Raw genomic sequence first — 11362 nt, forward strand, 5'->3', positions numbered from 1 at the left:
CATCGACTGTAAGTTTTCAAGAATTATGATGGGCCAATCCTTGTGTCACGTCTTTCCCCATGTTCCGGGTTATCTTGTGTATTGTGGCACGGATACATTTTACATTTTCTTCGATAAATCCGGGTTCCAGCAGTTCATAATGATTACCAATCAAGCTATGCTCTTCATAGCTTCCTTGTGTAGCATCTTTCCATAAAAGTTTATTATCTCCTGTGCCCTTCACCGTTTCCGATCCAGCGGCAACAAAGCCATGAATATTCGCCTGAACATTTTCTGTGTTCACAAGCTGGTTGCCATACACCGCATAAGCGATCATTTTACGCTGGTACGTTTCATTCAACAGCTCACGATAGGATTCGGGAACCTGTTCCAGCATGGCATGAATTTCCTGCTCTGTTTCTTCATCTGTGAAAGGCAGAGCTTCTGCCCTTTTGACCGAATCGAGCATTAAAATATCGGATACAGTATGACCTTGGTGCTCCAGTGTGCCGGCAACCTTATGCGCCAGATTCCCACCTATAGAATAACCAAGCAGCACATACGGACCTTGCGCCTGCGTGCTGATGATTAAATCAACATATCGTGCCAACATTGCCTGCTCATCCGTAACATCATCTACGAACTCTAATCCATACACAACTGCATCTTGGTCCAGTTGTTTTGCAAGCTCTGCGAACGACAGTCCGTATCCAAGCATAGGAGGAAAGCAGAAGATGGAAACCGGACCGTGTTCATTCAACCGAATGATTGGACTATCGACCTTGTAGTTCAGATCGGCTTTCAATAATGTGAGCGCCTGCTCTTCTATGGTTGGGAACTCCAGAACACTACGGATGGGCAGCTCAATATCTGTAGCAAGACGAACTTTGCGTATAAGCTCTAGTACTTTCAAGGAATGTCCACCCAACGTGAAAAAGTCATCGTGGATTCCCACTTGCGGGATTTCAAGCACCTCCTGCCAAATAGCTGCCAGCAACTGCTCCACATCGGTTCGTGGTGCGACATATTCTATCCCCGTGTGCAATGCTTTGTCCGGCACAGGTAAAGCTTTACGGTCAATTTTGCCGTTAGTCGTTAGCGGAAACCGATCCAGCTGTACAAAAGCGGACGGAATCATATAGCTCGGCAGACTGGCCGACATCACAGTTCGAAGCTCACGGATGGTCAGCTGTTCATCGGCAGTGAAGTAAGCACATAATTGCTGCTGACCTGCTCCATCCCGCAAAGCGATAACAACGCTATCCCGTACAGAAGGTACACTTGCCAGTCTCGTCTCCACCTCGCCCAGCTCAATCCGGTAACCGCGAATTTTAACCTGTTGATCAATCCGTCCAGCGTATTCCAGTATGCCGTCTTCACGCCAGCGAACAAGGTCCCCAGTACAGTACAGGCGATCTCCGTCCACCCACGGATTAGCAAGAAATCTCTCAGCCGTCAGTTCAGGACGATTCAAATAACCACGCGCAACTCCGTCTCCACCAACAACCAGCTCACCCCAGGCTCCGACCGGTTGCAAGTTAAATGATGAGTCCACAACATACGCCGTCGAATTGCAAATGGGACGTCCGATTGGCACAGAATCCAGCTGTTCTTCCGTAATGTGATATGTCGTCGAAAAGGTTGTATTTTCCGTTGGTCCATAGCCATTAATGATGTTCATATGCGGATTATCGCGCAGGACCCGGTTAATATGGGGTGCAGACAAAACATCACCACCAACCAACAAATACTTCACATCACCAAAAAGTTTACTATCCTGCTGCGAAAGCTGATTAAATAATGGTGTGGTCAGCCACATCATGTTGACGTGATGATCCTGTATCGTCTCTTTCATCTTGGCTGCGTCCAAAAGATCATCCTTATGCAAGAGAACAAGCTGACCGCCGTTCAGCAGTGCACCCCAAATTTCAAATGTAGATACATCAAATACAAACGCACATGTCTGCAGCATTCGAGTTGATTCATCAAATGGGACATAATCCGTATTGCGGACGAGACGCACAACACTTCGGTGCTCAACTACGACACCCTTAGGCTTACCTGTTGAGCCTGAGGTATAAATGACATAAGCGGCATGATTACTCGCTCCATCTATACCCGGATTGGAAGCATCTGCACTGTACGACTTATCATCATTCAGATTGACAATCTGTCCGTCAAAATAGCACCGATCCAATAAATCCTGCTGAGCCAACAGTAGCTTGGCTCCCGAGTCCTCTAGCATATAACGGATACGATCCTCTGGATATTGAGAATCTATCGGCACATACGCGCCTCCAGCCTTCAAAATGGCAAGTGTTCCCGTAATCATATCCAACGAGCGCTCCGTCAAAATGCCAACAGGTTCATCAGGTTTGACCCCTGCATCCCGCAGTGTACGCGCTAATCGATTGGCTGTCTCATTGAGCTCCCGATAGGTCAATGTTTGATGACCCAAAGCTACGGCAATATGATCCGGTGTGCGCTCTGCCTGCTCCTCAAACAATTTATGAATCGTCTCATTGTCTGGATAGGCAGAGGCAGTGTCATTAAACTCTCTAGTAATTTGCTGTTTTTCCGCCGCTGTAACCAGTTCTAGCTCTTCTACGCGTACATTTGGGTTAAGCAAAGTTTGCTCCAACAGATTCACAAAATGTCCATGCAGACGCTCAATGTCTGTTTGATCATAATTTAACGCATTATACATAAAACGAATCTTCACGCATTCTCCCGGCATTACAACTACATTCAGATCATAGTTGGTCTGCTCAAGAGCTACCACGTTGGAAATCGGGGAAAGTTCCTGCCCATCAATTTCCATCTCCTCGACCTGCTCATCCACCGGATAATTTTCAAACACCATAATATGGTTAATTAAATCCTGTTTCTGGTCAGTCAATGCCTGAATTTCAAACAGTGGGTACGTATCATACGCATGAGAAGCCAGCGCCTGTTCCTGCGTTTTCTTCATAACTTCTGCAAAAGATTCCCCTGCCTCACTAAGGATGCGAACGGGAATGGTATTAATGAACAAGCCGATAATACCCTCGACTCCGATAATATCCGATGGGCGGCCTGAGACGACACTACCAAATACGACATCACGGTGGTTGTTATATTTTTGCAGCACAATTCCCCATACGGTTTGTAATAACGTATTCATGGTTACCTGATATCGCTTAGCCGTCCCCTCCACCCGGAGGGTAAGCTCACGCTCCAAAACCGTCACCCAATCACTAGCTGTATAGCCTCCACTCTTGCGGCCGGATTTTACAGCTGGTAGTGCTGTTTGCTGCTCATACCCGGATAAATAGCTGCTCCAGTAATCAGTTGCCGCCTTGCGATCCTGTGCTTCCAGCCATTCAATAAAGCGGCTGTACGGCACTGCCGGTGCCAGCTCTGGCACTCTGCCCTCCTGAAGTGCTGCATAGCTCTCAAACACTTCTTTATTTATTAGGGACAGACACCAGCCGTCCATGACGATATGATGGAAGCTCCACACAATATGGTAACTGTCTTCCCCGGTGCGCAAAATCGCTATACGCATCAGGACATCCCGACGCAGATCAAATCCCCTTGCTTTATCTTCCAACTTGAAGTTCTTCAGCCAAATGCCCCTTGTATCGCTATCCAACTCGCGTAAATCTTCGTAATAGAAGCCACAATCCCGATTTCGGTAGACCACCTGTAACGGCTCCGTATCCCGGCCGAAATAAAAATGTGTACGTAGCGCCTCATGTCGCCGAACCAGCATATTCAGACTTTCTGCAAAATTCCCGATGTCCATCCGACCCCGCATATCATAAGAAACCTGCTCAAAATACGCGTCATTCGCGGCTGCTTGACTATCAAGCTGGCTGTGAAACAACATCCCTTTCTGCATCGGGGTTAGTGCATATACATTGTCGATCTCACCCGCAGCGCCCATTTCAGATAACAGGCTGTCCAAGCCCTCCACACTCATTCCTTTATAGGAAATATCACTTGGGGTCAGCTCTGGGTGTTCTTTATGGGTGCAATGTGTCAAAATTTCGCGCAAGCTCGATTCCAGTAATCTCGCCAATCGCTCAATCGTCTCTGGTCGGTAGCTGGTACGGCTATAGCTAATTGTCAGCCCCAGCTGACCTCCCGAAATGATGCCGCCAAAATCCAGTGTATATGTCCGAGCCATAGTCGGGCTAAGTGGCATCCCCCCCTCATATGGGGATGACTGCAAGTCGTTTCCTTTCATATCCTGATCGAACTGTCCCAAATAGTTAAAACTAATTTCAGGAGCTGTCGTAAATATGGCTGAAGGTCCCTCCGATGCCTGTGTCTGACTGTCGAATAAATATTTCAGTGCGCCGTAGCCGATTCCTTTTTGCGGGATACTGCGCAGTCCTTCCTTCACATGTTTGATTCGCTGCGAAAGAACAGTTTCTTCTGGCATATCGAGTAAAACAGGATATTGGCTTGTAAACCACCCTATCGTCCGGGTAATATCCACCTCTGGTAAAATGGGTTCACGCCCATGTCCCTCTAAATTAATCAGGAAACGATCATTTCCGCTCCATGCTTGTAAGGCCATTCCTACCGCAGTCAGCAACAGGTCATTAATTTCTGTACGGTAGGCACGATTGGCCTGCTTGAGCAGTTGCTCTGTCTCTACATTTGTCCATAAAGCAGTAACCGACTCACTATCGCCAATCAATGGTTTATCATGCTCGTTATGTCCGTAATCCTGCGGCAAAGGAGCCAGTTCCGCTTGTGCAAGCTCCTCCCAATACGCCCGCTCACGTTCCATGGCCGGACTGTTGGCATAGGCGTGCAGCTTTTCGGCCCACGTTTGGAACGAATCCGTCTTGTGAGGTAACTGAATCACCTGCTCACCCTTGGAGGCTTGCTCATAAGCTGTCGCCAAATCCTCAAATAAGATGCGCCAGGACACTCCATCTACCACCAAATGATGAATCGCGACCAGCAGATGATCTCCATCCGGGCAACGGAACAGCCCCAGTCTCATCAATGGCCCTTCGCTCAGAGAAATACCTGATTGAATTTCATTGCATTTGGCTTCAATTTTCTTCGCCAAATTCCCTTCAATAGCATCACTGTTCCTATAGTCAAAGCACTCCAGATGATACGATTCGCCTTCATCTACACCTCGGTTCCATGCTGTATGTCCGTTCTCCGACGACCGAAAAATCATACGCAATGCATCATGATGCGTTGTAATCTGATGGAGCGCCTGCCGAAGTGCCTGTTCGTCATAGCCTTCCTGCCGATAGAGCATGACCGATTGGTTGAAATAGTGTGGTTCACCTGTTGGCTGTTCAAAGAACCAGCGCTGAATCGGTGTAAGCACAACATTTCCGGTAACCTCGCCCTGCTCGGCTACTCGGTTAACTGGCTGAATATAAGTACTTAGATCCGCAATTGTCGGGTATTTAAACAAGTCCTTCATTTCCAGCTTGTATCCAGCCTGAAACAAGCGAGACGATACTTGAATGGCCTTGATGGAGTCACCACCCAAATGGAAAAAGTTATCCTGTATCCCAACCTTCTGAATGCCCAAGATGGCTCCCCATGCCGCAGCCAAAGCCTGTTGAACATCCGTATCAGGTGCCACATAATCCATGCCTGTATCGACATTAGGCTCAGGTGCAGGCAGTGCCCTGCGGTCTACTTTGCCATTCAGTGTCAAAGGCAGTCTGGAGAGCTGTACAAAGTAGGACGGCACCATATAGCTCGGCAGATCCTGTGATAGAGCGTTACGTAAGTCGCTAGCGCTTAGTTCGCTGTCTGTTACAAAATAGGCACACAGCTGTTTTTGCCCGTGATCGTCCTGCCGTACTATCACAACCGATTCCTTCACACCTGCAATCGTGGACAAACGGGTTTCAACTTCACCCAGTTCGATGCGGTAGCCGCGAATTTTGACCTGCTCATCCATTCTTCCCTTGTACTCCAGTACGCCATCAGCACGCCAACGCACCAAATCCCCTGTACGATAGCAATATTCTCCAGGCCGGAATGGACTTTCAATAAACTTTTCTGCCGTAAGCTCAGGCCGATTCAGATACCCGAGTGCCACGCCATCGCCACCGAGAAGTAGTTCGCCCCATGCCCCCACAGGCTGCAATTTTAACGAACGATTGACCACATAAACGGTGGAATGATCAATCGGACGCCCAATGGGAACACCTTGAGTTTGCGGTTCCATAATTTCATAGGTGGTGGAAAAGGTTGTGTTCTCCGTCGGCCCATAAACATTACTCAATCGAAGGTGCGGGTACTCCTTCAGCACGCGGTTAGCGTGTGGTACGGACATCACATCACCACCCACGAGCAATTCCTTCAGGGATGCAAACACTTCAATGTCTTGCTGTGAATGCTGATTAAATAAAGCCGTGGTCATGAACATGGTGTTAATCCGATACTTATTCATCGCCTGTTTGAACTTGGCAGCATCCAAAATAGTGTCATGATTTACTACATATAATTGGCCACCGTTCAGCAGCGTTCCCCAGATTTCAAATGTGGAGGCATCGAATACAACTGCACCCATTTGCAGCATACGCGTATTTTCGTCAAGCGTGGCGTAGCTAGTGCTCTTCACCAATCGTACGACATTACGGTGATTGACCATAACGCCTTTCGGCTTGCCTGTCGTACCAGAGGTGTATATGACATGCGAAAGATCTAAGGCAGATCCCCCATTTGAAATAGCATCTGATCCATGGGTATGAGTGTAGCCTTCAAATTCACTGCTCCATAGTTGCGCATCGCTCAAATCCATGACTGGAATACCTGGTTCAAAAAAAACCTGCTCACGTCGCTGTGACAGTAACAGCTCGGCACCGGAATCCTCTAGTAAATAACGGATGCGTTCTTCCGGATACTCGGGATCAATAGGAACGTAAGCCCCCCCTGCCTTCAAAATAGCCAGCATGCTCACGACCATTTCAATGGAACGCTCAGCCACTATCCCTACTCGCTGTATCTGAGTCCCGGACCCGTGCCGTATCCCATGGGAAGTAAGGATGCATGCCAAACGATCGGAACGCTCATTCAGCTCGTGATAAGTGAGTTGTGTGTCCGCAAAGGTGATCGCTAGTCGATCTGGCGACTGTGCAACCTGTTCCTCGAACAGCACATGCATTAATTGATCCCGTGGATACGGAGAGTCTGCTGCTGTAGTGCTGAATTGCTTCACCAGCTGCTCTTTTTCTTGGGTCGAAACCATTTCTATAGCCGCAAGAGCGATCTCCGGCTGTTCTATAACCACATTGATTAGCTGCTGTAAATGTACAGCCAGTCGTTCGATGGTTTCGCGTTTGTACAAACGGGTTCCGTATTGAAAACCGCAGGCAATTTGTTCCCCATCCTCCTGCGCGAACAGACTTAGATCAAATTTAGCCGTCGTTTGTTCACTTGGATAAGGTGCTAATTGCAGCTCTGCCAGCTGCTGCTCTGTTTGTTCCAGGTTTTGTAGAGCAAACATGGTATCAAATAACGGATTGCGGCTTAAATCTCGATCCACACCCAGCTTTTCTACTAGCTCTTCGAACGGATAATCCTGATGTTCAAAAGCCTTTAACGCGTTATCCTTGACCTCCAGCACATAATCGCGGAATGTTTTCCCGCCTTCCGGATAATTACGGATTGCCAGTGTATTGACGAACATACCGATCAGATTGCCAAGATCAGCATGAGGCCGTCCCGCGATTGGTGAACCGACAATGATATCCTCCTGCCCGCTGTATTGGCTAAGCAAAGTCGTATAGGCAGCCAACAGCACCATATATAAAGTCGATTCGGTCTGCATCGCAATGCTTTTTAATCCTTCGCTTTGCCGTTGATCGAGCGTAAATTCCAGTACATCCCCTTCAAAGCTTCTCACCGCCGGACGTGGATAATCAGTCGGAATATCCAGCACAGGCAGCTCTCCTGCGAAGGTATTGAGCCAGTAGTCTTCCTGTTCTTGATAGCGTTCACTTTGTTGCTGCTCCCGCTGCCAAGCAGCGTAGTCCTTATACTGAATACGCAGCGACGGAAGCGTATCCCCTGCATATAAGTGGATGAAGTCCTGAATCAATACATTTATAGAGGTGCCGTCAGAAATGATGTGATGCATATCCAACAGCAAAATATGATGCTCTGGACTAATTTCAATCAGACCAGCCCGGAACAGCGGAGCCTGCTCAAGATTGAATGGCTGGACAAAGCCATGCACCAGCTCATCTGTCTCCCTCTGGTCAGCTCCGGGGGCATGAATCAACTCCACGCGAATAGGAACCTCGTTATGTACTCGCTGGACAGGTTCACCATTCATGGTCTCAAAGCTCGTTCGCAATGTTTCATGGCGGTCAATAAGCTGACGGAACGCATTATCCAGTGCCTTATGATCAAGTGAACCGATCAGTGTCAGGGCTCCGGGTATGTTATAGCTAATTCCCGCTCCATCAAGCTGATTGAGAATATACATCCGTTTTTGGGCCGAAGATACCGCATAAAATGGCTTATTCTCCGAAACAGGGATGGATTCATAGGTGGTTTGCTCCAGTGCTTCAATAACCTGCGCAAACTGTTCGATGGTTGGGTGCTGGAATAGATCCTTTAGCTGCACATTTTTATGCAATTGCTTATGGATGAGTGATATGACATGTGTCGCCCGCAGGGAATGTCCTCCTGCTTCAAAAAAGTTATCCTTAATGCCAATACGTTCAATTTCAAGCACTTCTTTCCAGATGCTGACCAGTTGTGCTTGTAATTGATTTTGAGGAGGTACATATTCTGCGCCTGAGCTTATGCCTCCCTCGGGTCGCGGCAACGCCCGGCGATCCACCTTGCCATTAGGTGTCAAGGGTAATTGTTCCAGCTGTACAAAATACGACGGCACCATATAACTTGGTAGCTCTCGGTTCAAAGCACTGCGAAGCTCACTTAACTGTACATCCGCATGGGTTACCACATAAGCGCAGAGCTGCTTTTGCCCCTGCTCATCCTCCCGTGCAATCACAACTGCTTCTCGGACTGCCTCCAGCTTCAACAGCTGCGCTTCCACCTCGCCCAATTCAATCCGATAGCCCCGGATTTTCACTTGTGCGTCGATCCGCCCTTTGTATTCCAGCGTCCCGTCCGCATTCCACCGCACCAGGTCCCCTGTTCGATAGCAGCGTTCGCCGTTACGAAACGGACTGTTGATGAACTTTTCGCTTGTCAGGTCCGGGCGGTTGCAGTATCCACGAGCCACCCCGTCACCGCCAACGAGCAGTTCTCCCCACGCTCCAATCGGCTGAAGCTGCATCGAACGGTCCACGACATATGCCGTTGAGTTATGGATCGGGCTGCCAATGGGCACGGCTTCTGATTGGACGCCGGTAATGGCATGCGTAGTAGAAAAGGTCGTATTTTCTGTAGGACCATAGCCGTTAATGATGCGCAGGTTCGGATGAGCCTTCAGTACCCGGTTAATATGCGGTACGGACAGCACATCGCCACCGACCAGCAACTCCTGTATTCCCTCGAACAGTTCCAAATCCTGCTGGGAAAGCTGATTAAAGAGCGGCGCGGTCAGCCACATCGTGGTAATGCCATGATTACGGACAGCTGCCTTAAGTCTAGGTGCGTCCAAAATGACATCCTGGCTCACCAGTACCAGCTGTCCACCGTTCAATAGCGCCCCCCAAATTTCGAAGGTAGACGCGTCAAAGACAACAGACCCGGTCTGCAAAATGCGCGTGTCCGCATCCAAGTGTGCATAGTTTGTATTTTTCACCAAACGCACGACATTGCGATGCTCCACCATAACGCCTTTGGGCTGGCCTGTTGTACCAGAAGTGTACATAATGTAAGCTAAACGATCAGCTGCGTAAACCGGATGTATTAGTTTAGCATGTTCTGATTGCGTAGCTTCTGTTGGGATGGTTGTAATAGAAGCAAGTTCGGAACTGGCGGAAATAGAGTAAAACGGATTTAGGCAGTCCACGTATGCCATATCAGCCATATCCGTATTTGTTCCATGATCATTCGGCAAGATTGGATCGTAACGATCTGCATCATCCGTTCCATAAATCGCGGCATCACTCAGGTCAAGCACCATTCCCTTAAAATCAGTGGGCCGATGTTCTATTTTCTGCACAAGTAGTATTTCGGCACCGGAATCCTCCAGCAAATAGCGCACGCGCTCGTCCGGGTATTCGGAGTCAATCGGAACATACACCCCGCCCGCTTTAAGAATCGCGAGCATACCTACGATCATCTCTATCGATCGTTCAGCTATAATGCCGACTGTCTGCTCGGTGTGAATTCCCTGCTTACGTAAAGAATGAGCCAGTCGGTTAGCCTTTTCATTTAATTCTCCATAGGTCAGGCTATCTTGTCCGGATACTACTGCCACCTGGTGTGGTACCTGCTTCGCCTGCATCTCGAACAATTCATGAATGGACGCATGACTTGGATAATCCACAACTCTATCGTTGAAGGTATGAACCAGTTGCTCCACTTCTTGCTCTGACAGCACTTGTGCTGTGTAAATCTCCAGCTCAGGCTGATGCAAAACAACGGTGTACAGCCGTATTAGTTGCTCAACAAAGCGTTCAATCGTCATCTGGTCATAACGGTCGCTACTGTATGTCACATTCAGGGAAACCACTGCATTTTCCCATTGAAATTGAAAATCCAGTTCAGATTGCACATGATTCATAAAATAAGAAGTGTGGATATTTTGCAGGGATGCAGTGGTGTGAATAAGAGGCTTATCGTTCTCGTTACGTGGAATTTCAAGCCCCTCGGTATAGTTCCAAAAGGGAATATTTTGGTGTTCAATTGCTTCGCTGACAGAAGTTTTGATTTGAGACAGCAAGGTTTTGAAGGTTGTCGAGGAATCCAGCGTGTTTTTCAGTAAAATCAGATGGTTAATCGGCTTTGCAGTACTGTTGCCAGACTTGGCTACTGGAATGCCCAGCAGCACACTTTCCTCACCTGTGTATTTATGCAATAAGCTCTCAACTCCAGCCAGCAAAACCATAAACACGGCCCATGGAGCTCCACCTGTTATAGATGATATTCTTTGGGAAATTTCAGATGGAAATGTGAGCGTGTACGTAAGAAAATTAGAACTCGTTGCAGCTGTATCCTTGGACACATGATTGGTGTATGGCAAGCAGGTGATATGATCCTCAGATTCCAGCTTATGACTCCAGTAGTTTTTTTCCTTCTCAAATAAGGCTTTCAATGACATCCCTCCTGCTTCATGGGGTCCGTACCCCTGTTGGAATGGTGCGTTGTTACGTAATTGAGCAATGTGTCGGAAAAATAATACTTTGCAGGCAAGGGCAGTCGGACAAGCCGCCGCCCTCTGCGCATGCAAAGTGAAATCATTTCTTTTTAGAAAACTGAT

1 protein-coding gene is annotated in these 11362 nt (G+C 48.1%); it reads right to left on the reverse strand.

Annotated elements, in window-relative coordinates:
- Positions 1-16: 16 nt before the first annotated feature.
- The gene (locus ACXHJ1_RS20570) at positions 17-11197 is read right to left on the reverse strand and encodes an amino acid adenylation domain-containing protein (RefSeq protein WP_457905147.1); all 11181 of its coding nucleotides are present in this window, start codon (positions 11195-11197) and stop codon (positions 17-19) included.
- Positions 11198-11362 lie beyond the last annotated feature (165 nt).

This window comes from Paenibacillus sp. ALE2 (assembly GCF_054113385.1).